A 20,629-nucleotide genomic window follows, 5' to 3' on the forward strand; every position below is an offset into this window, starting at 1 on the left:
GCCCGCGAGGTCTACCGCGCCCTGACCACCACACCAACGGAACGAATCACCCAAACCGACCTTGCTCCAGTGGCTTGACAAGCATAGGAGCATCCTGGGGGCTTCATGGGAAAGATCTCGACCGTTGTCACGGCCACGGCGGCCTGCCTGACGCTCGGCGCCACCGTGACCGGCTGTTCGGGTGGCGCCGCAACGAACGAACGCTCCGCCGAGCCGTCACTCAAGGACGCAAACAAGACCATGAAGTCGCTTACTTCAGTGATCACCGAAACGGAAACCACCCGCGCGGACGGGGAGCGCATCACCGGCGTTCTGGCAACCGACCTCAAGAGCACCTGCAGATTCAGGTCGTCCTGGGAGTCGGGTGCCAGACTCGAACAGATACGGATCGGAGAGACGGACTACGTCCGGCCGAACCGCGCCTACCTCGATCAGTGGGCGGGGCGGGAGACACCGAGTGCGGCGGAGCAGGACCACTGGATCAAGACTCCGTCCAGTGGGTCAGTGCCCGGCGACGGGCTTTCCGACTGCACTTGGCCGTTCGACACGTTCGGCAAAGCGAAGAGGGGCGGGCCGACAGAGGTCGACGGCCCGCCCGGCCGTCGCGGTGGTGGTGACCGACGCGGAGGACAAGGGCGGTACCTACACATTCCACGTCGCCACAGAGGACAAGCCCTACCTGCTCAGGGTCGACTACGAGGGCACCGACCTCCGGACCACAACCACGTTCAGCGCCTTCGAGAAGCCCTTGAGGATAGATGCGCCGGACGAAGACAAGGTGCTGGACCTGGGGGGCATCGGCAGCTGAGGGGGCCGCACGCTTCTTGAACGGTCGAGGTACGGCTTCTTGGCTCAGGGCGGCAACGACCCTTTCCAGCACAGTAGTTGAGTAGGCGTACTCATGCCGGGGTGTCGGGGCGCGTTGAGGATGGCCGTACGCCCCGGACGGCTGGATCGCCGGTCAGTCGGGGACCTTGGACATGAGGAGTCTCTGATGCCGTCCTTCCCCGCGTCCGTCGGAACAGCGGACAGCACACTGTCGGTACCGGGCCGTGGCGGCCGGCGGCTGCCCGCCGTGCTCGCGGCCCTCGTCGCGGCGGCGCTCACGGTGTCGGCGTTCGGCGCCAAGGACCCGACGACCTGGGTGCTGGAAACGGTGTGGGTGATGCTGGGCCTGCCGATGGCGGTCCTGCTGCGCCGGCGGTTCCCGCTGAGCGGTCTGCTCTGTGGCCTCCTGGCTGTCCACGCCCTCGTCCTCATCGTCGGCGGGCACTACACGTACGCGGAGGTTCCGGCCGGTGACTGGGTGCGCGACCTGTTCGACCTGGAGCGCAACCCCTACGACCGCTTCGGGCACCTCATGCAGGGCTTCGTCCCGGCGATCCTGGTCCGGGAACTTCTCATCCGGACCTCGCCCCTGCGCGGCAGCCGCTGGCTCGCCCCGCTGGCGGTCTGCGCCTGCCTCGCCTTCAGCGCCACCTTCGAGATGCTGGAGTGGCTGGCGGCCGTGATCGGAGGACAGGCGGCCGACGCGTTCCTGGGGACGCAGGGCGATGTCTGGGACACCCAGTGGGACATGTTCTGCGCGCTGATCGGCGCCATCGCCTCGCTGCTGCTCCTCAGCCGACCGCACGACCGCAGCGTTGCCCGCCTGCGGGTTTCAGCGAAGGCCTGAACGATGCGGTGGCGCATCATCGCTTCGCAAAGCTCTTGCACGTCGCGCTCCCTGGGCACACGGAGTGTCAAGTGCGGCAGCAGCCGCATGCGGCAACAGAAGCCGGATGGCCCGGTGGCACCGCTGCCTCTGCGGACACCGGGGACTGAAGCGCCCTGCGGACCGTAGATTGTCCGGTATGACCGTTCGCGAGGAAGCACACTGCCTTCTGGATGCGTTGCCGGAGGACCGGCTGATGGATGCCATAGAGCTGTTGCGCGAATGGGCCGAGGTGGAGCGCGGTGAGCGCCCTCGTCGGCGCTTTCGTACCACCGCTTCCTTCGACGGCGACCCGAACCTCGGCGCGCGCGAAGGACATCGTTCATGAGGCATGGGGCGGTCAGGAGCAGCGCAGCGCGTGATCGTGATCGACACTGGCCCCGTGGTCGCGGCGGCCACCATCGCGACGCTGGACCGTCGCCACTTCAACATCGTCCGGCCCACCGACGTGGCTGCCTTGACCCTGCTGCCGTAGCGAGCCGGGGGCTCTCATCGTGAGCGTCGACGCCCTCTTGCGCGGGCGCGGGACAATGGACGGTGGCCCGCCTACCGGGGGTCGATCGCGATGTAAGTGGAGGAGACCTCATGGCGGAGCACGCGCCGCGTCGGGAGAAGCCGCGGCTACGCCCCGCGCCCCTGCTGTTCGAGCCCGCGGAGGCGGCCTCGGATCCCGAGCACTTCTTCGATCTGGAGTCGATCGAGGACCCGCGCGCGCTGCTGGAGCGGGCGACCGAGCTGACGCTGGCGTTCCGGGCCGCGGCGGACCGGGCGACCGAGTTCCAGGCGATGGCGGCGGCCCAGCTGGCCGATCCCCGGCGCTTCGACCGGCTGACGACGGCGGACATCGCCGAGCGCGCCGAGTGGACCGAGGACTACGCGAAGAAGATGGTCGAGTTCGGGCGGGGTCTGATGCGGGGCGGGGAAGGGCCGGGCGGATCGGGCGGTTCGGGCAGTTCGGGCGGGCCGGGGCACATCGACATCACGTGAGCTGAGGAGCGGTTCTGCTCGAACGGGCGTGGCATATGCCGGGCGGGCAGGATACGCGGTCGGTCGGCTTCGCGTCGGCACTTTCGGGGACTCTGCGGAACCGTTCCCTCACCGACGGTAGATGTGTGTGTCATGAGCAGCAGAGGGAAGGCCTCCGACGTCAGCGGTGTTACCGCGGACGGTGCCGCCTGGCTCGCCTCGGCCGGACCGTATCCGCGCGGCACGCCGGACGCCCCGCCCGTGCTGCCCTGCGGTGTGGTCTTCGACGTGGTGAGCGCGCCCGCGGTCTTCGGGCGGCGGATGCTGGACCGGATGTGGGAGGAGGGGCCGGGGTCCGGTCCCGTGGCCGAGTTCCGCCGGCGGATCCTGCTCTTCGCCGCGCCCGGTACAGCACAGCGGTTACCGGTCCTCATGGAGTGGGAGGAGTGGGGCGCGCGCGGGGCGCGGACGGACGGGGTTCCGCCGTTGCTGTGTCACGGCGCCGGTGACGCGGTGACGCTCCCGGCGCCCGTATCGGCGGACCCCGCCGAGCCCCCGCCCGCCGCCCGCTGGCTGGTGGCCCCCGACACCCGTCGTCCCTGGCTGCCGGGCCCGGAGGTGCTGCTGTGGGCGGCCGTACGGGCGGCCCGCGCGGCCGTACGGATATCGATTTTTCCTCCCGCGGATCGTGATGCTAATGTCTACGACGTCAGCAGGCGCCGCTAGCTCAGTTGGTTAGAGCAGCTGACTCTTAATCAGCGGGTCCGGGGTTCGAGTCCCTGGCGGCGCACGACATGAGTGAGGCCCTTCGTGGAAGCGGGGGGCCTCAGTCATATCCAGCCATCACCGCTGTCCTGTGGTGATCTTCACCGTCCACGCGCCCGACGCCGTACGGCCCTCCACCTCCACCCGTACGGACTCCCCCGGCACCGTGAAGCTCTCCCCGGCCGCGACCGGCGCGTCGGCCAGTGGGGGGTAGACGGAGTCCTCCCAGCACGCCTCGGTGTGCGGGTGTGCGTCGATCACCTCGATGGGGCCGCGTCCGGAGCGGGTGTCGCCGCTCACCCGGTAGACCAGCACCCCCGGCTGGCAGGCCGCCGCGTCGTTGCCGACCTGGTCACGCACCTCGAAGGCGAGCGCGGTGTCGGAGCCGGTGCGGACGACCACGAGCTTGGTGCCCCGGCCGAGGCCGAAGGACGGTGCCCCCGCTGCCCCGGTCACCGGTGTCCCCGGTCCCGCCCCCAGCGGCTCCAGTGTCAGCCGTACCGTTCCCGCGTCCCGTACGCACCGCACCTGGCGGGGTTCCAGCCAGCCGAGCTTCCACTTGTGCCAGCCGAAGAGATCCGGTGCGAGGGCGAACTGGCTGCCCATGAGGTCCCAGTCGCCGACATGGGTGTCCCAGTCGCCCTTGCCGTCCACCGGGCGATGGTAGAGGTCGGGCAGGTCGAAGACGTGGCCGGTCTCGTGGGCGAGGACCAGTCGGTCCGGGGGGTGGTTCTCGAAGACCGTGACGACCCGGCGGATGTCGGTGCCGTCGGCGCGCAGCGGGCGGTCCAGGTTGACGACCTTGGTGGCGTCGGAGTCCACGCCGGGCGCGTCCGGGTCGGCGACGAAGTAGACGACGTCGTAGCGGGCGTAGTCGACGTGCCGGTCGGTCACGGCGAGCGCGTCGCGCAGGTAGGCGGCGCGGTGCTCGACGGTCCAGTCGCGCTGTATGGCGTACTCGGTGGAGGGGCGCGGCATGCGGATCCACTGGCGCAGGGGGTGCGGGCGCAGGGTGAACCTGCCGTAGGAGGCCTGCCGGAAGAAGCGGCCGGTGGCGGGGAAGTGGTCGGCGGCGAGGTCGGCGGGGGCGGTCAGTGGGTGGGAGTCGGGGAAGGAGAGGAACACCATGACCGCGTCCAGGGTGCGGGACGGGCGGGGGTAGGCGGTGTTCCAGGTGTCGAGGCCCTCGGAGTGGTGGGCGTCGGTGCGGGTGAGGACGCAGGGTGCGGCGGAGAACGGCTCGATCTCGGAGGGGACGCTCACCATGGAGGTCGCCGCGAGTGCCGACATGGTGGTGCACATCGCCGCGGTGCTGCGCAGGCGGGGGCGTACGTCCGGTCCTCCGGGCCGGGGGCGTACGTCAGGTTCCCCGAGCCGGGGGCGTGCATCCGAATCGTTCAGCCGCGGGCGTGCATCCGAACCGGCCGGCCGCCGGCGTACACCCCATCGGTCCAGCCGGAGCCATGCACCCGATCGGCCGAGCCGGTCCCGCAGCGCCTCACGACCGAGTCCTCTCGGGGTGAGCTCACGCGGCACGGGGACCTCCGGGAGACGGTTCGCGGGATACCGCAGCCCAGAGTGTGATGATTTGTCATACTGCGCCCTGTTGAGTTGCACCGGACGGGTGAGAGGGACGGGACCGGAGGGGTGGGGGCGGCTCAGGAGGAGAGGGGGCGGGGCCGACACCCCGGTCGCACTCACGGAACGTCACAACTGATCGGAGGCCCGCAGAAGCCGTCCACCCCTGAGCAGAAACGATCGGGCAGAGATGCGGATCGACAGGGAAGGCCGGAGAGTGACTGGAAAGGCCCCCGCACGGGCCTCTATGATCGGCACACTTCCTGGTACTGAGACTTTCCTGCACGGACAGCGGCGGACAGCGATCGAGTGCACTGCGGGAGCGAGTGGTGAGCGGAACGTCCGAAGGGCCGGCGCCCGCGACTGAACTCGACCGACTGATCGTCACGGAGAGTGAGATCATCACGTCTGCCGGTACCGAATCCCCAGCACTGCGATCCCCCTCGGCCCTGTCTCCCCCGCCCTCCCCATCCGCCTCACCTCCCCTGCCTCCCCCCTCGTACCGCTCCGTCTTCGCGGCCGCGCCGCTCGCCATGGCGGTGGTCGACCGCGAGGGCCTGGTGGCCGGTGCCAACCCTGCCCTGGCCGGGCTGCTGGGCCGCGATCCGGACACCCTCGCCGGGGCCGTCGCCGCCGACCTGGTGGATCTGACCTCCGACGCCCGCACCTGGCACGCCTACCGGGAGATGCTGCGCGGCCGGCGGGCGAGGCTGCGCTGCACGCGCCGGCTGAAGCACCCCGAGGGACACACGCTCTGGGTGCGGGTGACGGTCACCCCGCTGCCCGCCGACGACGGGGGCGTCCTGCTGTCGGTCGCCGACATCAGCGACCAGCGTGAGCTGCAGGAACGCCTGCGGCACCTGCGGATGCACGACCCCGTGACCCGGCTGCCCAACCGCACCCTGTTCTTCGAGCGGCTGACGGCCGCTCTGGAGGCGGAGTCCTACGAGGAGAGCGGCACGGGCCGGATCGGGCTGTGCTACCTCGACCTGGACGGGTTCAAGGCCGTCAACGACACCCTCGGCCACCGCGTCGGCGACGAGCTGCTGACCGCCGTCGCCGAGCGGCTCAGCCGGTGCGCGAAGGACGCGGCCAGGACCGGTACGCCGCTGGTGGCCCGGCTCGGCGGGGACGAGTTCGCGCTGCTGGTCGAGGACTCCACCGGAACGGAACAGCTGGCCGACCTCGCCGAGTCGCTGCTCGACGCGATCCAGGCCCCCTTCGACCTCTCCGGCCGCAGGCTGTCGGTGTCCGCGTCGATCGGGGTGGTCGAGCGGCATGCCGCCGGGACCACCCCCACCGCGCTGATGCAGGCCGCCGACACCACGCTGTACTGGGCGAAGGCCGACGGGAAGTCCCGCTGGACGCTGTTCGACCCGGAGCGCAACGCCCACCGGGTGACCCGCCAGGCGCTCGCCTCCACACTCCGCCCGGCCATCGACCGGGGCGAGTTCGCTCTGGAGTACCAGCCGCTGGTGGGCATGGAGGACGACCGGGTGCACGGCGTGGAGGCGCTGGTCCGCTGGCACCATCCGCGGTTCGGCACGTTGACGCCGAATCGGTTCATCTCGCTCGCGGAGGAGGACGGCTCGATCGTGCCGCTCGGCCGCTGGGTGCTGCGCACCGCCTGCCGCCAGGCCCGTGCGTGGCAGGTGGAACACCCGGACGGGCCGCCGATCTTCGTCAGCGTGAACGTGGCGGTCCGCCAGGTGTGGGACTCCGACCTGGTGGCGGACGTCGCCGACATCCTCGAGGAGACGGGGCTGGCGCCCCGGCTGCTCCAGCTGGAGCTGACCGAGTCGGCGGTGATGGGCTCCTCCGGCCGGCCGATCCAGACGCTGAAGGCGCTCAGCGACATGGGCGTCCGCATCGCCATCGACGACTTCGGCACCGGCTACTCGAACCTGGCCTATCTCAGCCGGCTGCCGGTGTCGGTGCTGAAGCTGGACGGCTCCTTCGTCCGGGGCTTCCAGATCGAGGACCGGGCCACCAAGGCCAGCCCGGCGGACGAGGTCATCGTCGAGGCGATGGTGCAGCTCGCCCACCGGCTCGGTCTGACCGTCACCGCGGAGTGCGTGGAGACCTCGGCGCAGGCGACGCGGCTGCGCCGGATCGGCTGCGACACCGGTCAGGGCTGGCTGTACTCACGTCCGGTGTCGCCGGATCGCATCTCCGAGCTGCTGGGCACGCCCGGGGTGCCGGGGGTTCAGGCGGGCGTGGGCAATCCGTAGGCGTCGGCGATCAGCTCGTAGGAGCGCAGCCGTACGTCGCCGCCGTGGGCGTTGGCGGTGAGCATCAGCTCGTCGGCGCCGGTGCGCTTGTGGAGCTCGTCGAGGCCGGTGCGGACCTCGTCGGCAGTGCCGTGGATCACGTTGGCGTTCCAGGAGTCGACGAACTCCCGCTCCATGGGGCTGAAGTCGTACGCCTCCGCCTCCTCGGGGGTGGGGACCAGGCCGGGACGGCCGGTGCGCAGCCGGACCATGTTGAGCGCTGCGGCGAGCACCTGGCGGCGGGCCTCCTTCTCGTCGTCCGTGGCGAGCGCGGAGACGCCGATCAGGGCGTAGGGGGCGTCGAGGACCTCGCTGGGGCGGAAGGACTCGCGGTAGAGGTCGAGCGCCGGGATCGTGTTCTGCGCGGAGAAGTGGTGGGCGAAGGCGAAGGGCAGGCCGAGCATGCCGGCCAGCCGGGCGCTGAAACCGGAGGAGCCGAGCAGCCAGACCGGCGGGCGGTGCGGGGACTGCACGCCGCCGGGGGACGTCGCCTGCACCGGGCCGGGCACGGCGTGGATGCGGGCGTAGGGGTGGCCGTCGGGGAAGTCGTCGTCCAGGAAGCGGGTGAGTTCGGCGAGCTGCTGGGGGAAGTCGTCGGCGCCCTCGTTCAGCCGGTCGGTACGGCGCAGGGCGGCCGCGGTGGCGCCGTCGGTGCCGGGGGCGCGGCCGAGTCCGAGGTCGATCCGGCCCGGGGCCAGCGCCTCCAGCGTGCCGAACTGCTCCGCGATGACCAGCGGCGCGTGGTTGGGCAGCATCACCCCGCCGGAGCCGAGGCGGATACGGGTGGTGTGCGCGGCGAGGTGGGCGAGGATCACGGCGGGCGAGGAGGAGGCCACGCCCGGCATGGAGTGGTGCTCGGCGACCCAGTGGCGGTGGAAGCCGCGGGACTCGGCGAGGCGGGCGAGGCCGACGCTGGTCCGCAGGGCGTCGGTGGCGGTGGTTCCGGCACCGACGGTGACCAGGTCGAGGACCGAGAGCGGCACGAGTGCGGTGCCGTGGGCGGTGCCCCGGATCTCGTCTGCGGCATCAGCGGCCATGGTGCGGTGCCTCCTGTGAAGTGTGACGTTCCCTCCGGGCGGCAACAGCGGCACGGCCCCGGGCTATTCCCGGCGCGGGAGCGGCGGGGAGCCGGGGACGAGGATGCGCGGGACCGGCGAGGCGAGGCGAGGCCGGCGAGGCGAGGCGCGGCCAGCGAGGCTGGGCCAGCGAGGCGAGGCGAGGCTGGGCCGGCGAGGCGAGGCGGGGCGCGGCGCGGCCGGCGAAGCGCGGCGCGGCAAGGCGGGGCGCGGCTGGCGGGGCGGGGCGGGGCCGGCGGGGCGGGGCGCGGCCGGCGGGGCGGGGCGCGGCCGGCGGGGCCGTGGAACTCGTGCGAGGGCCGCTGCGTCGGCGTGGCGGATGCGGGCGCGGGCAGTCTGGGTTATGATCATTCTGCCGGTCCGCGGGAGACCCCCGGGAGTCCGGCCTCGCGTTGGTCGTCTAAGGAAAGATGCCCCACTTCCTGTGGGGAGATGCAGGTGCAAGGCCTGCCCGGCGCTCGACGAGAACCCCGGTCCCACTCCAGTGGGGCCGGGGTTCTTCCGTATGCCGTGCCGCCCCGGTCAGGGTCAGGCCTGGACGATGGGCTCCCGGGTGAACAGCGCGCCCAGCCGCGGCGCGTTCACGCGGCGGTCGGCCAGGCGGAGGCACTCCCACGCCGTGACCTGGTTGGCGGTGAGGACCGGCTTGCCCAGCTCCTTCTCCAGGGCCGGGATGTGGGCGATGGTGTGCAGGGCGGTGTCCGGCAGGAGCAGCGCGTCGGCGTCGGGGGTGTCGGCCGCGCGGGCCAGGGCGAACAGCTCCTCCTCGCCCCAGGTGCCGACCTCCGCGGCGGTGACGATCCCGGAGCTGCGCACCCCGGTGACCTCCACCCCGCCGGCCCGCAGGAACGCGGCGAAGAGCTCGGCCACGTCGTCCGGGTAGGTGGCGCCGACGGCGACCCGCCGGGCCTCGATCTCGCGCAGCGCGTGCACGAAGGCGAAGGACGTGGACGACGCGGGCATGCCGGCCGCCACGGCGAGGCTGCGCACCTGCTCGTGGGCGCCGTCCCAGCCGTGCACGAAGCTGCCGCTGGTGCAGGCCCACACCACCGCCTCGGCGCCGGAGAGCCGGAGTTGCTGGAGGCCGGCCGCCAGCCGCTCGGGCGCGCCCATCCGGAGCAGCGCGTCCACCCGGTGGGCGTCCTCTCCGATGTCGGTGTGCACCAGGTCCACCCGGACGTCGCTGCCCAGCAACTGCTCGATGCGTGGATAGTCGTCCTCCGCGGAGTGGCCCGGATAGAGGAATCCCAGTGCGGTCATGTCCAGCCTTCCTGCTGCTTCTCTTCCGGCACGTCCGGGAGTTCCGGCGGTACCGGCAGTACGGAGCCGGATGTCTGGCCCGGCAGTACGGTCCCGGAGCGCGCCGACGCGTCGATCAGCGCCTGATACGGTCCCACCGCCCGTGTACCCAGTCGGCGCAGCGCCGCCCACATGGTCACCTGGTTGGCCGAGATGACCGGTATGCGCAGCTCCGCCTCCAGCTGCGGGATGACGTCGTAGGTCGGGAGGTTGGTGCAGGACAGGAACAGCGCGTCCGCCGCGCCGAGCCGTCCGCGGACCGCCGCCCGTCGGGCCATGTCCACCACCTCGCGGTAGGTGACCTTCCAGATGTGCCGGGTCAGACCCATGAACGCGCAGCCGGTGACGGTGACTCCGGCCAGGGCGACGTAGTCCTCCAGCGCGCGGGTGACCGACACGGTGTACGGGGTGACCAGGGCGACCCGGCGTACGTCCAGTTCCACCAGCGCCTCCAGGAGCGCGCCGGAGGTGGTGATGGAGGGGACCGCGCCGGCCCGGCTCATCGCCACGACCTCGGGTGTGACCGCGGTGAGGGTGCGCACCGCGTCGCCGAGCGTCTCGTGCTCGCTGACCAGCCGGGCGAGGTCGAGGCTCACCTCGACCGGCACGTACGGCGTTCGGGTGAGATGCAGCGACACGTCGTCCGGGATCCAGCGCCACAGCTCGCGGTCCAGCGCGAAGTCGAAGGGGGCGACGACACCGACACCGCGCTGCGGGCCGGGTCCGCCGAGAAAGGAGACGTCCATGTCAGCACCGGCCTCACGCTGGGAGACGAGCACACAAAGCATCGCGGGAACGCCCGTGTTGACGACGGTAGGTTCGGGTGCGAGCGTGGTCAATCCGCCTGGGTCACCCACCGGTCAACCTGGTTGACTCGTCGTCACCGGCTGCCGCCGGGGAGCCGCACCACTCCGGAGAACCGGGAGGCGAGGTCCATGACCACCCCCACGTCAGCCCCCACGTCCAGCACCGCCTCCATCCCCACGCTGCTCGTCCTGGACGCCGATCCGCTCCCCCGCCTCGGCCGGCTCACCGGGCGGGTGAGGGTCGAGCACGCCGACGCCTCGACGCTCGCCGACCGGCTGCCGTCCGCGGATGTGCTGCTGGTGTGGGACTTCACCTCGCACGCGGTGCGCGGGGCGTGGCCCGGTGAGGGGCCCCGGCCGCGCTGGGTGCACACGGCGAGCGCGGGCGTGGACCATCTCCTCTGTCCGGAACTCGTCGCCTCCGACACCGTGGTCACCAACGCGCGCGGCGTCTTCGACCGGCCGATCGCCGAGTACGTGGCCGCCCTGGTGCTCGCCTTCGCCAAGGATCTGCCGCGGACGCTGGAGCTCCAGCGGGCGCGGACCTGGCGGCACCGGGAGACGCGGAAGGTGGCCGGGACCCGTGCCGTGGTGGTCGGGTCCGGGCCGATCGGCCGGGCGGTCGCCGGGACGCTGGAGGCGCTCGGGGTGCGCACCGCGCTGGCCGGGCGGACGGCGCGGTCCGGTGTGCACGGACCGGAGGACCTGGACCGGCTGCTGGCCGGTGCGGACTGGGTGATCGCCGCTGCCCCGCTGACCGACGGGACGCGGGGCATGTTCGACGCCCGCCGGTTCGGTCTGATGCGGCCGTCCGCGCACTTCGTCAACATCGGCCGGGGGCAGCTGGTCGTGGAGGAGGCGCTGGCCGAGGCGCTGCGCCGGCGGTGGATCGCGGGCGCCGCGCTGGATGTCTTCGAGACCGAGCCGCTCACCCCGGACAGTCCGCTCTGGGAGCTGCCGGGGCTGGTCGTGTCGCCGCACATGAGCGGGGACACGGTCGGGTGGCGGGACGAACTCGGTTCGCAGTTCGTGGAGTTGTTCGAGCTGTGGGCGGCGGGCGAGCCGCTGGTGAACGTGGTCGACAAGCGGCGTGGGTATGTACCCGGTCACTGACGTACGAAGGAGGCCGGATGTCCGAGCTCACCGAACTCACCGAGCTGACCGCCGTGAGGCTTCTCGACGGCTACCGCAGGGGCGAGTTCGGTCCCGTGGAGGTGACCCGCGCGGCGCTGGAGCGGGCGGAGGCGGTGCAGCCGGAGGTGAACGCGTTCGTGCGGCTGCTCGCCGAGGACGCGCTGGAGCGGGCCGCCGCGTCCGAGGAGCGGTGGCGGCGCGGGGAGCCGTGCGGACTGCTCGACGGGGTGCCGGTCACGGTGAAGGACATCCTGCTGCTGCGCGGCGCCCCGACCCTGAAGGGGTCGCGCACGATCGACCCGGCGGGCCGCTGGGACGAGGACGCACCCTCGGTGGCCCGGCTGCGGGAGCACGGGGCGGTGTTCCTGGGCAAGACGACGACCCCCGAGTTCGGCTGGAAGGGGGTCACGGACTCACCCCTCACCGGGATCACCCGTCATCCGTACGATCCGGCGCGTACGGCGGGCGGGTCCAGTGGGGGCGCGGCGGCGGCCGTGGCGCTGGGCGCGGGGCCGCTCGCCCTGGGCACGGACGGCGGGGGCAGTGTCCGGATCCCGGCGGCGTTCTGCGGGATCTTCGCGCTGAAGCCGACGTACGGGAGGGTGCCGCTGTATCCGGCGAGCGCGTTCGGCACGCTGGCGCACGTCGGTCCGATGACCCGGGACGCGGCGGACGCGGCGCTGCTGATGGAGGTGATCGGCGGGCCGGACTCCCGGGACTGGTCGGCGCTCGGTCCGGCGCCCGGCTCGTTCCCGGCGGGGCTCGCGGGCGGGGTGCGCGGGCTGCGGGTGGCGTACTCGCCGTCGCTGGGCGGACAGGTGCGGGTGGATCCGCAGGTCGCGGCCGTGGTGCGGCGGGCGGTGGAGCGGCTGGCCGGGCTCGGCGCGTACGTCGAGGAGACCGACCCCGATCTCGCCGATCCGGTGGAGGCCTTCCACTCCCTGTGGTTCGCCGGCGCGGCGCGGGTGACCCAGCACCTCAACGGGGAGCAGCGCGGGCTGCTCGACCCGGGGCTGCGGGAGATCTGCGGGCTCGGTGCCCGGCTCTCGGCGCTGGACTATCTGGCCGCGGTGGACGTGCGGATGGACCTGGGGCGGCGGATGGGCCGGTTCCACGACACCTACGACCTGCTGGTCACCCCCACCCTGCCGGTCACGGCGTTCGAGGCGGGCGCGGAGGTTCCGAAGGGGTCGGGTCACCGCCGGTGGACGGGCTGGACCCCGTTCACGTACCCCTTCAACATGACCCAGCAGCCCGCCGCGACGGTGCCCGTCGGGACCGACGCCGACGGGTTGCCGGTCGGCCTCCAGCTGGTGGCCGCCCGGCATCAGGACGCCCTGGTCCTGCGGGCGGCGCACGCGCTGTACGAGGCGGGGGCGGCCACGGTGGCCACGGGAGTCGGGCCCGCCGGAAGCTGAGCGGAGTCACGGCCCGCCGGAAACCGAGCGGAGCCAGGACCCGCCGGAAGCCGGGCGGAGTCAGGCGCTCCGGAAGCCGGGCGGAGCCACGCCCGCCGAAAGCGAGCGCAGCCAGGGCCCGCCGGAAGCCGAGCAGCGTCACGCCCGCCGGAAGCTGAGCGTCTCCCTGGCCGCTCCCGTGCGCCACAGGTCGTTGCAGCCCTCGGCCATGGCCGCGAGACCGTCCACCACCTGGCCCCAGACGATGCCGGGCACCCAGCCGACGTCGCCGTTCAGCAGCAGGTTGTTGCGCTCGTAGAACAGGGCCAGGTCCACCAGGGTGGTGCCGGGGCGGACCTCGCGGTCGTAGCCGTAGGAGGTGGTGCCCAGCTCGGCCCCCGCGAAGGTGAAATAGCACAGGTCACCCGGAATCGGTGTGACGGTCGGATTCTCCAGAGGTGGCTCGGATGCCGCGAAGGGCGGGAAGAGGGCGTAGATCTCGTTGCGGGCGTATTTGGCGTGATACACGTCGCCGCCGAGGGGGAGCGCGTCCCAGACGGCCGCGCAGGTGAGGGGGGCCCGGTCGTCCAGCAGGCGGGCCGTGCAGGTGATGTTGCGCCTGACCAGCGAGACTTCGATGTAGCGATCAGCCATGCCCTCCATGGCAGTGCCCCGGGGCCCCGCGGTCAAGGGCGCCGGGCCGGGGTACCGGTCTGAAAAAGGTCGGCATAACCGCCATGGGTTCGGGTAGCTGCGCGCCCATGGCTCCACCACTCAGAACCCCTCCGAGGGGCACATCCGACCGAAAATCCAGAACAGCCGGACCCACTCGCCGGTCGCTGCTCGCGGGGGTCGCGGCGCTCGGCGCGCTGGGGGCGGCCGGCTGCTCGCGGGTGGCCACCGCGTCCGACGTGGAAGGCGGCGATCTTCTCGAACGGCTCCGGGCACAGGGGGTGGCCCGGCTCGGCATCGCGGGCGAGATCCCCTTCGGGTACATCGACAAGGACGGTGAGCTGACCGGCGAGGCCCCGGAGCTGGCGAAGGTCATCTTCAAGCGGCTCGGAGTGGACCGGGTGCAGCCGGTGCCGACGGAGTTCGGCTCCCTGATCCCGGGTCTGGCGTCGCAGCAGTTCGACGTGGTGGCGGCCGGGATGTACATCAACCCCGAACGCTGCGAGCAGGTCATCTTCTCCGACCCCGACTACCAGATGCTCGACGCCTTCATCGTGCGCAAGGGCAACCCGCTCGGGCTGCGCGACTACAAGGACGTCGTGGCGAAGAAGGCCAAGTTCGCGACCGGTACCGGCTACGCGGAGATCGCCTACGCGGTGGAGGCCGGGTACAAGGAGAGCGACATCCTCATCGTGCCCGACCAGGTGGCCGGCCTGAACGCCGTCGAGGCCGGGCGCGTGGACGTGTTCGCGGGTACGGCGCTGACCGTCCGTGAGGTGGTCAAGAAGTCCGCCAGGACCGAGGCGACGGAGGCGTTCCAGCCGATCGTCGACGGCGAGCCGCACACCGACGGCGGCGGTTTCGCCTTCCGCCCGAACGAGACCAACCTGCGGGACGCCTTCAACGTCGAGCTGCACAAGCTCAAGAAGAGCGGCGAGCTGCTGCGCATCCTCAAGCCCTTCGGGTTCACCGAGGACGAGATGACCGATCTGACCGCGAAGGAGCTCTGCGGCGGATGACGACGGGACTGTGGGAACTCGTACTCCAGGGTGTCTGGGTCACGATCCAGCTGCTCGTCTTCAGCTCGCTGCTCGCGGCCGGCGTCTCCTTCGTGATCGGTATCGCGCGCACCCACCACCTGTGGATCGTCCGCTTCCTCGCGGGCTTCTACACCGAGGTGTTCCGCGGCACCTCCGCGCTGGTGATGATCTTCTGGGTGTTCTTCGTGCTGCCGCCGGCCTTCGGCTGGCAGCTGGTGCCGATGTGGGCGGGCACGCTGGCACTGGGCCTGACCTACGGGGCGTACGGCTCCGAGATCGTGCGCGGCGCGCTCGGCGCGGTCGACCCGGCGCAGAAGGAGGGCGGCATCGCGCTCAGCTTCACGCCCTGGCAGCGGATGCGGCTGATCCTGCTGCCGCAGGCGGTGCCGGAGATGATCCCGCCGTTCTCCAACCTGCTGATCGAGCTGCTCAAGGGCACCGCGCTGGTGTCGATCATGGGCATGGGCGATCTGGCGTTCAGCGGCAACCTGGTGCGCCTGGCGCTGCAGGAGAGCGCGGAGATCTACACGTACATCCTGCTGATCTACTTCGTGATCGCGTTCCTGCTGACGCGGGTGATGCGCGGGCTGGAGAAGAAGCTGAAGGCGGGCGTGGGGAAGACGCCACCGAAGCGTGAGGCCGCCGCTCCCGAGCCGGCCGGGATCGGGGGTGCCCGATGACATGGGACTGGAGCGCGGTCTCCGACTTCATGCCGCACTTCTGGGACGGTCTGCTGGTCACCCTGCAGATCCTCGTCCTGGGGTCGCTGCTGTCGTTCGCCCTCGGCCTGGTGTGGGCGCTGCTGATGCGGGTGCCGACCCGCTGGGTGACCTGGCCCGTCGGGGCGGTCACGGAGTTCGTCCGCAACACCCCGCTGCTGGTGCAGCTGTTCTTCCTCTTCTACGTGCTGCCCGAGTGGGACATCACCTTCTCGGCGCTCACCACCGGTGTGGTCGCCATCGGGCTGCACTACTCGACGTACACGATGCAGGTCTACCGGGCCGGTATCGAGGCGGTGCCGGTCGGCCAGTGGGAGGCCGCGACGGCGCTGAACCTGCCGCTGAAGCGGACGTGGACGGCGGTGATCCTGCCGCAGGCGATCCGCCGCGTGGTCCCCGCCCTCGGCAACTACGTGATCTCCATGCTGAAGGACACGCCGCTGCTGATGGCGATCACGGTGCTGGAGATGCTCGGCGAGGCACGGCTGTTCTCGCAGCAGAACTTCCAGTTCACCGAGCCCCTGACGGTGATCGGCATAGCCTTCATCGTCATCTCCTACCTGGCCTCCCTTGCCCTGCGAGCCCTGGAGCGACGCCTTGCCCACTGACACCCTTCCCCATCCCGAGAAAAGTCCCGAACGCGGCGCCGGTGAGCTGATCCGCCTGGAGCAGGTCACCAAGCGGTTCGGCGAGAACACCGTCCTCGACCACCTGGACTTCTCCGTCGACGCCGGCAAGCACGTCACCCTGATCGGCCCCTCGGGGTCGGGCAAGACGACGATCCTGCGGCTGCTGATGACGCTGCTCAAGCCCGACGAGGGCACGATCACCGTGGACGGGCAGAAGCTCTTCCCGGCGACGGAGAAGGAGCGGCGGGAGGTGCGCAAGCAGATCGGGATGGTGTTCCAGCAGTTCAACCTGTTCCCGAACATGAGTGTGTTGCGCAACATCACCGAGGCGCCGGTCACCGTGCTGGGCATGTCCAAGGACGAGGCGGCGGAACGGGCCAAGGGGCTGCTCGACATGGTGGGCCTGGCCGACAAGTGCGACGCCCGTCCGGCGCAGCTCTCCGGTGGCCAGCAGCAGCGGGTGGCGATCGCCCGGGCGCTGGCGATGCGGCCGAAGGTGCTGCTCCTCGACGAGGTGACCTCGGCGCTGGACCCCGAACTGGTCGCGGGCGTCCTCGACCTGCTGCGGGACATCGCCCGGACCACCGACATCACCATGCTCTGCGTGACCCACGAGATGAACTTCGCCCGGGACATCTCCGACCAGGTGCTGATGTTCGACGCGGGCCGGGTCCTCGAGGCGGGCCCGCCGGAGAAGATCTTCAACGAGCCGGAACACGAGCGGACGCGGGAGTTCCTCAGCGCGGTCCTTTGACCGCGGGAGCGGGGTCATGTGACCACGGGAGCGGGGTCATGTGACCACGGGAGCGCGGTCCCGTGGTCACGGGAGCACGATCCCGTGACCACGGGGCGTAGCCGCGGCGCGGGTCTCGGGAACGCCCGAGGTCCGCGCCATGGGTCATCCCTCTGGCATATGCCAGAGGGTCGGCGTCCCAGTTGAGAGGGTCGCAATCTCGCCAACATCCGCTCCCCGGGAGCCGTTTGACGGCTATCGTGGAAGGGATTCGCTGACCGGATTGCGGCCCCAATGGCGAGCGCAGGGGGAAACCGTGGCGCTGAAGCACGAGCCGACCGCGTCGTACCACTCGGTCCAGGACGCGCTGCGCGTCCTGGAGACGGTGGCGCGGCGCTGCACAGGAGTCACCGACACCGAACTCGCCCGCGAGAGCGGTATCCCCACGGAGCGGCTGACCACCCTCCTGCGGATGCTGCGCCGCGAGGCCTACGTCGAGCAGATCGCCGACGGCGCGTATGTCACCGGAGCGGCCTTCGCCCGCCTCGCTTCCGCCGAGGGACACGAGCGGGCGCTGCGCGACAAGCTCCAGCACACCCTGGACCGGCTCCGCGACTCGGTGGGCGCCGCCGTCTACGTCACCCGGTACATCGACGGCGAGGTCGAGGTCACCCAGTACGCCGACGGCCCGGCCACCCCGAAGGTCAACGAGTGGGTGGACTTCCGCTCCTCGGCGCACGCCACCGCGATGGGCAAGAGCCTGCTCACCCAGCTCGACCACGACGGCCGGCGCGACCACCTCGCCCGGCACCGGATGGCCCGGCTCACCTCGCGCACCATCACCAGCGACCGGCTGCTGCTCTCCCGGCTCGCCTCGCAGCCGCCCACGGCGCCGGTCCTGGACCTCCAGGAGTACGCGGTGGGCACGGTCTGCGCGGCCGTCCCCATCACGGCCGGTTCCTCGGTGGGCTGCCTGGCGCTGTCCCTCCCGGTCGAGCACGCCCACCGGCTGCGCCGGGCCGCCGAGACCCTCAACCGCAACGCGGCCCCGGTGCTGCTCTCACTGACGATCTAGCGCGCACCCGGGGCCCGGCACGGGAGGGTGGTGGTGGTCGGAACCACCCTTCCGGAGCGGGTATTATTTTTCTCGTCGCCGCCCGCGCAAGCGGAACGGCGGGAGTCATGCGCCGCTAGCTCAGTTGGTTAGAGCAGCTGACTCTTAATCAGCGGGTCCGGGGTTCGAGTCCCTGGCGGCGCACCTGAAAGGGCCTCTCGTGGGAGCGAGAGGCCCTTTGACGCGTTTCGGGGGGGCGGGACCGGTCAGAACGTGACGTCCGAGCAGGCGTAGAACGCGTTGCCCGTGTCATGCACCGTCCACACCGCGAGGATCACGTGGTGGCCGCTGAGCCCGGACGGCAGACGGCCGCTGTGCGAGAGGGTCGCCGGGGGGCGCTGACCGTTGTAGGGCACCGTCAGGAACGGTGTGAGGGTGAGGTCGGACCGGGACAGGTTGTGGTTCTGGTTCCAGCCCGGCCTGGTGACGTAGTACCTGAAGTCGGTGGTGGCGTGCATGGCCGTGAACTGCCACCGGAAGGTGTAGTTCTGGCCGCCGGAGACACGGGTGGTGGGCCAGGCCCCGCCCGACGGGGTACGCGGGCTGTCGAGCTGGCCGAACCGCGCGTTGTTGGCCGAGCAGAGCTGCCCGTCGGCGGGACCGGAGGCGGGGAAGCCCTTCGGGCCCTCGACGCTCTGCGGCTCCCACTGGATGGATCCGCAGTTGGTGACCGTGCCGTTCTGGCAGAGCTTCTGCCTGCTGATCGGCAGATCGGTGTAGCCGTGGCTGCTGGCACCGCCGGAGGAGAGCACGAGCGCTCCGGTCGTGGCCAGTCCCACCGCGGCTGCGTACAGCTTGGTCCGTGTTGTGCGCATGCTGCCGCTCCTGGAATGCGTGGGGGAGTTCGTGGGGGAGTTTCGGTGAGCCATGCAGGTAGGTCTAGACCAAGTCTCAGGTTAGGGGCGCGCGTTGGACATGTCCATACCAATCGCGTGGGTCGTTGGCCTGTCCGGCCAACCCCGCCTGCCTGGCCCGCGTGGCCCGCCGTTCACGGCCCCGGCTCCCCCCGGGCCGCGCAGAACGCCAGCGTCAGGTCCTTCACCAGCACCTTGCGTTCGTGGTCGTCCAGCTCCACCAGCCCTCGCGTCGTCAGCCGGGTCACCGTGTCCTCCACCGCGTCCACGACCGAGCCGAGCGCGCTCGCCCGGCACTGGGCGTCCAGCGCGGCGATCCGCCGCCGGTGCACCGCGGCGGCCACCTCGGGCGCGTACTCCACCCGCACCGGCCGCACCGCGAACACCTCCACCCCCAACGGCGCGACGTCCTCCGCCACCAGCCGGGTCAGCGCGTCCTGCGCCGCCTCCACCGCGCCCCGCCCCGCGCCCGGCGCGGCCATCGGAACCCGGGGCAATGCCGCCTCGACGCATGCGCGCAGATACGCCTCGTGGTCCTCCACGCCCAGCGCGGCCCGCGCCGTGTCCCGCACCCGCCACACCACCAGCACGGTCACCAACAGCGCGACCCCGCCGCGGTCGGCCACCCGCATCGGCTCACCGCGCCAGTGCCGCAGCCGCACATCGACCCGGCGGCGCAGCAGGAGCGGGTTGACCCACAGGAGCCCGGTCCGCCGCACCGTCCCCCGGTAGCGGCCGAAGAGGTCGAGCACCCAGGCCCGCCCGGTCCGGCCGCGGGCCAGCCCGCCGAACCCGAACAGGGCGAGCGCCCCGGCTCCCGCGTACGCGGCCCACTGCGCGGGGCCGAGACCTGACGCCGTGCCGGCCCGCCCGGTGAGACCGAGTGCCTCGGCCGCGAGCGGCGGCACGACACCCGCCCACCACGAGGTGGCCGCGCACCCTGCCGCTCCGCACAGGCCGGCGAGCACGCCCACGGTGCCGGGGAGCACGCGTGCGGGGCGCTCCGTCAGTTCGGGGTCCACCGGGGGGATGGCCGGGCGGCACGGCTCGCCCCGGTCCGGCGCCGCGCCCGGCCCCGCGCCCTGCCCCGCGCCCGACCCCGCGCCCGGTCGGCGGGCGGCGGCCGCGGGGCGCAGGCGGATGGGGGCGGGGCCGGGGGTGTCGTGGCCGGCGCCGTCCTCGCGGTCCTCGTGGTCCTCGCGGAACAGCAGGTGGATGGGGATTTCGGTGGTGGACCCGGCGTGGATGAGCCGGACCGGGCGGATCGCCACCGCGCCGCTGTCCGCGGGGTCCGCGGAGCCGGTGAGAGGCTTCGGGATCGACTCGGGGATCGACTCGTGGATCGACTCGGGAGTGGATCCGGTCGGCTCAGGAACGTGCTCGGGGATGTGGGACGTCGTCGTGGTCAAGCGTGCCTCCAGCCTCCGCTCCAGATGCGTCACATCGAGGGACTGAAGCTCCGGGTTGGGTGTCCTGGCTCCCTCCCGACGCCAGCGGGTGTCCCGGGTCGGGGACCCCGGCAGACCCTCCGCGGCGGCGTCCCGCCCTCCCCGCGCCCCCTGGAACGCCCAAGTCGCCCCGCCGTCCGGGGTCGTCCGGCGTGGGAGCGGTGGGGAGCCGTGGATCGGCCCGGTGCCACGTCGCACAGGCATCGAACAGAGCTTCGTGACGGATTCGTTGTGTACCCGGGGATCGAAATGCGCCACCCGGGGGAACGGCGTTCGGGACGCCGGCGCGTCCACCCCGCGGCCTCGTGCCGTCGGCCACCCCCTCGCCGCGGCACGGCACATGGCGTGCGGAGTCCGCCCGGCCACCGAAAGGGACGGCATGCGACCCGTCGCAGGGGGCGGCGGGATGACGGAA

20 protein-coding genes and 2 tRNA genes are annotated in these 20,629 nt (G+C 71.7%); 15 read left to right on the forward strand and 7 right to left on the reverse strand.

Annotation, left to right across the window (positions count from 1 at the left end):
* The first annotated feature begins 613 nt into the window (after positions 1 to 613).
* From ACIF9R_RS33985 to ACIF9R_RS34010, 6 genes are all read left to right on the forward strand, one after another.
* Entirely contained in the window at positions 614 to 808 is a 195-nt protein-coding gene (locus tag ACIF9R_RS33985) for a hypothetical protein (protein ID WP_399986278.1), read from the forward strand.
* Between the two features lie 186 nt (positions 809 to 994).
* Positions 995 to 1,675 carry a DUF2238 domain-containing protein gene (locus ACIF9R_RS33990; protein WP_399986279.1) on the forward strand — a complete coding sequence of 227 codons (681 nt, stop codon included), beginning with the start codon at positions 995 to 997 and terminating at the stop codon, positions 1,673 to 1,675.
* A gap of 178 nt (positions 1,676 to 1,853) precedes the next feature.
* Entirely contained in the window at positions 1,854 to 2,042 is a 189-nt protein-coding gene (locus ACIF9R_RS33995; RefSeq protein ID WP_399986280.1) for a hypothetical protein, read from the forward strand.
* A gap of 257 nt (positions 2,043 to 2,299) precedes the next feature.
* Positions 2,300 to 2,701, forward strand: coding sequence for a hypothetical protein (locus tag ACIF9R_RS34000; RefSeq protein WP_399986281.1), 402 nt, complete (start codon positions 2,300 to 2,302; stop codon positions 2,699 to 2,701).
* Positions 2,702 to 2,833: 132 nt separating this feature from the next.
* Entirely contained in the window at positions 2,834 to 3,406 is a 573-nt protein-coding gene (locus tag ACIF9R_RS34005) for a hypothetical protein (RefSeq protein WP_399986282.1), read from the forward strand.
* A tRNA-Lys gene (locus ACIF9R_RS34010) sits at positions 3,397 to 3,470 on the forward strand. The genes ACIF9R_RS34005 and ACIF9R_RS34010 overlap by 10 nt, the downstream gene beginning before the upstream one ends.
* A gap of 53 nt (positions 3,471 to 3,523) precedes the next feature.
* Here ACIF9R_RS34010 and ACIF9R_RS34015 read toward each other — a convergent pair.
* On the reverse strand, positions 3,524 to 4,747 hold the full coding sequence (locus tag ACIF9R_RS34015) for a M6 family metalloprotease domain-containing protein (protein ID WP_399986283.1): 1,224 nt from the start codon (positions 4,745 to 4,747) through the stop codon (positions 3,524 to 3,526).
* Between the two features lie 605 nt (positions 4,748 to 5,352).
* Between ACIF9R_RS34015 and ACIF9R_RS34020 the strand changes: the two genes are divergently transcribed.
* The gene (locus ACIF9R_RS34020; RefSeq protein WP_399986284.1) at positions 5,353 to 7,254 is read left to right on the forward strand and encodes a putative bifunctional diguanylate cyclase/phosphodiesterase; all 1,902 of its coding nucleotides are present in this window, start codon (positions 5,353 to 5,355) and stop codon (positions 7,252 to 7,254) included.
* On the opposite strand, the gene ACIF9R_RS34025 is transcribed toward ACIF9R_RS34020, so the two are convergent.
* From ACIF9R_RS34025 to ACIF9R_RS34035, 3 genes are all read right to left on the reverse strand, one after another.
* Entirely contained in the window at positions 7,230 to 8,330 is a 1,101-nt protein-coding gene (locus ACIF9R_RS34025) for an LLM class flavin-dependent oxidoreductase (RefSeq protein WP_399986285.1), read from the reverse strand. The genes ACIF9R_RS34020 and ACIF9R_RS34025 overlap by 25 nt on opposite strands.
* A gap of 567 nt (positions 8,331 to 8,897) precedes the next feature.
* The gene (locus ACIF9R_RS34030) at positions 8,898 to 9,629 is read right to left on the reverse strand and encodes an aspartate/glutamate racemase family protein (RefSeq protein ID WP_399986286.1); all 732 of its coding nucleotides are present in this window, start codon (positions 9,627 to 9,629) and stop codon (positions 8,898 to 8,900) included.
* On the reverse strand, positions 9,626 to 10,414 hold the full coding sequence (locus tag ACIF9R_RS34035) for a decarboxylase (protein ID WP_399986343.1): 789 nt from the start codon (positions 10,412 to 10,414) through the stop codon (positions 9,626 to 9,628). Before ACIF9R_RS34035 ends, ACIF9R_RS34030 begins: the two co-directional genes overlap by 4 nt.
* A gap of 189 nt (positions 10,415 to 10,603) precedes the next feature.
* Between ACIF9R_RS34035 and ACIF9R_RS34040 the strand changes: the two genes are divergently transcribed.
* Both ACIF9R_RS34040 and ACIF9R_RS34045 read left to right on the forward strand, forming a co-directional pair.
* Positions 10,604 to 11,587: a D-2-hydroxyacid dehydrogenase gene (locus tag ACIF9R_RS34040; protein ID WP_399986287.1), complete on the forward strand. Its 984-nt coding sequence runs from the start codon at positions 10,604 to 10,606 to the stop codon at positions 11,585 to 11,587.
* 17 nt (positions 11,588 to 11,604) lie between these two features.
* On the forward strand, positions 11,605 to 13,026 hold the full coding sequence (locus tag ACIF9R_RS34045; protein WP_399986288.1) for an amidase: 1,422 nt from the start codon (positions 11,605 to 11,607) through the stop codon (positions 13,024 to 13,026).
* A 138-nt stretch (positions 13,027 to 13,164) separates the two neighbouring features.
* Here the strand turns inward: ACIF9R_RS34045 and ACIF9R_RS34050 are convergent, their stop codons facing one another.
* Complete coding sequence (locus tag ACIF9R_RS34050; RefSeq protein WP_399986289.1) at positions 13,165 to 13,659, reverse strand: DUF3830 family protein; 495 nt, start codon at positions 13,657 to 13,659, stop codon at positions 13,165 to 13,167.
* A gap of 107 nt (positions 13,660 to 13,766) precedes the next feature.
* Here ACIF9R_RS34050 and ehuB point away from each other — a divergent pair, with 107 nt between their 5' ends.
* From ehuB to ACIF9R_RS34080, 6 genes are all read left to right on the forward strand, one after another.
* Positions 13,767 to 14,696, forward strand: coding sequence for an ectoine/hydroxyectoine ABC transporter substrate-binding protein EhuB (gene ehuB, locus ACIF9R_RS34055; protein WP_399986290.1), 930 nt, complete (start codon positions 13,767 to 13,769; stop codon positions 14,694 to 14,696).
* A complete protein-coding gene (gene ehuC, locus ACIF9R_RS34060) occupies positions 14,693 to 15,397 on the forward strand; it encodes an ectoine/hydroxyectoine ABC transporter permease subunit EhuC (protein WP_399986291.1) in 705 nt (234 codons plus the stop codon). Before ehuB ends, ehuC begins: the two co-directional genes overlap by 4 nt.
* Entirely contained in the window at positions 15,394 to 16,044 is a 651-nt protein-coding gene (ehuD, locus tag ACIF9R_RS34065) for an ectoine/hydroxyectoine ABC transporter permease subunit EhuD (RefSeq protein ID WP_399986292.1), read from the forward strand. The genes ehuC and ehuD overlap by 4 nt, the downstream gene beginning before the upstream one ends.
* Complete coding sequence (ehuA, locus tag ACIF9R_RS34070) at positions 16,034 to 16,819, forward strand: ectoine/hydroxyectoine ABC transporter ATP-binding protein EhuA (protein ID WP_399986293.1); 786 nt, start codon at positions 16,034 to 16,036, stop codon at positions 16,817 to 16,819. Before ehuD ends, ehuA begins: the two co-directional genes overlap by 11 nt.
* Before the next feature lie 295 nt (positions 16,820 to 17,114).
* Positions 17,115 to 17,873, forward strand: coding sequence for an IclR family transcriptional regulator (locus ACIF9R_RS34075; protein ID WP_399986295.1), 759 nt, complete (start codon positions 17,115 to 17,117; stop codon positions 17,871 to 17,873).
* Positions 17,874 to 17,982: 109 nt separating this feature from the next.
* Positions 17,983 to 18,056 (forward strand) — tRNA-Lys (locus ACIF9R_RS34080).
* Between the two features lie 62 nt (positions 18,057 to 18,118).
* Here ACIF9R_RS34080 and ACIF9R_RS34085 read toward each other — a convergent pair.
* Complete coding sequence (locus tag ACIF9R_RS34085; RefSeq protein ID WP_399986297.1) at positions 18,119 to 18,727, reverse strand: lytic polysaccharide monooxygenase; 609 nt, start codon at positions 18,725 to 18,727, stop codon at positions 18,119 to 18,121.
* Between the two features lie 173 nt (positions 18,728 to 18,900).
* The gene (locus ACIF9R_RS34090; RefSeq protein WP_399986299.1) at positions 18,901 to 20,175 is read right to left on the reverse strand and encodes an SPFH domain-containing protein; all 1,275 of its coding nucleotides are present in this window, start codon (positions 20,173 to 20,175) and stop codon (positions 18,901 to 18,903) included.
* Between the last annotated feature and the right edge of the window lie 454 nt (positions 20,176 to 20,629).

The organism is Streptomyces sp. NPDC086080, assembly GCF_044540255.1.
Classification (GTDB): domain Bacteria; phylum Actinomycetota; class Actinomycetes; order Streptomycetales; family Streptomycetaceae; genus Streptomyces.

Coding starts and splice junctions, on each gene's coding strand:
- ACIF9R_RS33990 (WP_399986279.1), top strand. CDS start 995: ATGCCGTCCTTCCCCGCGTCCGTCGGAACAGCGGACAGCACACTGTCG.
- ACIF9R_RS33995 (WP_399986280.1), top strand. CDS start 1,854: ATGACCGTTCGCGAGGAAGCACACTGCCTTCTGGATGCGTTGCCGGAG.
- ACIF9R_RS34000 (WP_399986281.1), top strand. CDS start 2,300: ATGGCGGAGCACGCGCCGCGTCGGGAGAAGCCGCGGCTACGCCCCGCG.
- ACIF9R_RS34005 (WP_399986282.1), top strand. CDS start 2,834: ATGAGCAGCAGAGGGAAGGCCTCCGACGTCAGCGGTGTTACCGCGGAC.
- ACIF9R_RS34015 (WP_399986283.1), bottom strand. CDS start 4,747: ATGTGCACCACCATGTCGGCACTCGCGGCGACCTCCATGGTGAGCGTC.
- ACIF9R_RS34025 (WP_399986285.1), bottom strand. CDS start 8,330: ATGGCCGCTGATGCCGCAGACGAGATCCGGGGCACCGCCCACGGCACC.
- ACIF9R_RS34030 (WP_399986286.1), bottom strand. CDS start 9,629: ATGACCGCACTGGGATTCCTCTATCCGGGCCACTCCGCGGAGGACGAC.
- ACIF9R_RS34035 (WP_399986343.1), bottom strand. CDS start 10,414: ATGGACGTCTCCTTTCTCGGCGGACCCGGCCCGCAGCGCGGTGTCGGT.
- ACIF9R_RS34040 (WP_399986287.1), top strand. CDS start 10,604: ATGACCACCCCCACGTCAGCCCCCACGTCCAGCACCGCCTCCATCCCC.
- ACIF9R_RS34045 (WP_399986288.1), top strand. CDS start 11,605: ATGTCCGAGCTCACCGAACTCACCGAGCTGACCGCCGTGAGGCTTCTC.
- ACIF9R_RS34050 (WP_399986289.1), bottom strand. CDS start 13,659: ATGGCTGATCGCTACATCGAAGTCTCGCTGGTCAGGCGCAACATCACC.
- ehuB (WP_399986290.1), top strand. CDS start 13,767: ATGGCTCCACCACTCAGAACCCCTCCGAGGGGCACATCCGACCGAAAA.
- ehuC (WP_399986291.1), top strand. CDS start 14,693: ATGACGACGGGACTGTGGGAACTCGTACTCCAGGGTGTCTGGGTCACG.
- ehuD (WP_399986292.1), top strand. CDS start 15,394: ATGACATGGGACTGGAGCGCGGTCTCCGACTTCATGCCGCACTTCTGG.
- ACIF9R_RS34085 (WP_399986297.1), bottom strand. CDS start 18,727: ATGCGCACAACACGGACCAAGCTGTACGCAGCCGCGGTGGGACTGGCC.